Source organism: Colwellia sp. TT2012, assembly GCF_001440345.1.
Lineage (GTDB): Bacteria > Pseudomonadota > Gammaproteobacteria > Enterobacterales > Alteromonadaceae > Colwellia.
The window spans coordinates 1-902 of sequence record NZ_LJYX01000024.1 but is presented as its reverse complement, the minus strand read 5'-3'; the positions used below and the strand labels follow the sequence as shown (position 1 = coordinate 902).

At 43.5% G+C, this 902-nt stretch carries 1 protein-coding gene; it reads left to right on the top strand.

Annotated features, from left to right (window positions below; all coding sequences use genetic code 11):
* On the top strand, positions 1–902 hold a 902-nt coding region (locus tag ASU03_RS17580; RefSeq protein WP_157465953.1), incomplete at both ends, for an IS3 family transposase.

The following is a 902-nucleotide window of genomic DNA, read 5'->3' as shown; positions in this document are numbered from 1 at the left end:
CGTTACCCTCATTCAAGAAGCAATGAAATACGGGTGCAGCATTCATGCTGCCTGCGTGGAAACGGAGATCAGCTTGAGAACCTACCGTCGCTGGTTTTGTGGTAACGAGATCACGGTAGATAAGCGGCCCGACGCTAAGCGCCCTGAGCCAAGTAATAAATTAAGCAAAGCAGAACGGAAAACTATTTTAGCAACGTGTAATCAGGCAGAATACGCAAATTTACCGCCTTCGCAAATCGTGCCTATTTTATTGGATGAGGGTATCTATCACGGCTCTGAATCGAGCTTTTACCGCGTATTAAAGCAAGCAGACCAGCTGCATCACCGAGGCCGTAGTCATGCGCCAAAGCGTGTAGGTAAACCAACGAGTTATACGGCACACAAGGCGAACGAAGTGTGGTCTTGGGATATTACCTACTTGGCTTCAACCGTTAAAGGGCGGTTTTATTACCTGTATTTGTTCGAAGATATTTATAGTAGAAAAATTGTGGGTTATGAAGTCTATGAGCAGGAATGTGGCAAGCGAGCAGGAAATTTATTACAGCGATGCATGTTACGCGAACAATGTCTTAATAGCCCATTGGTTTTGCATTCTGACAATGGTGAGCCGATGAAAGCTCAAACAATGAAGGCTAAAATGGAAGAGCTTGGCGTATTACCATCATACAGCAGACCAAGGGTAAGCGATGATAATCCTTATTCAGAAGCGCTATTTAGAACCTTAAAATATCGCCCTGAATGGCCATCTTCAGGCTTTGCTAATTTAGAAGTCGCTAGAGATTGGGTGCAAAATTTTGTTGATTGGTACAATAACAAACATCGGCACAGTAAAATAAACTTCGTTACACCAGGGCAACGGCATCGAGGTGAAGATAAAGTAATTTTAAGCAAGAGAGAATTAG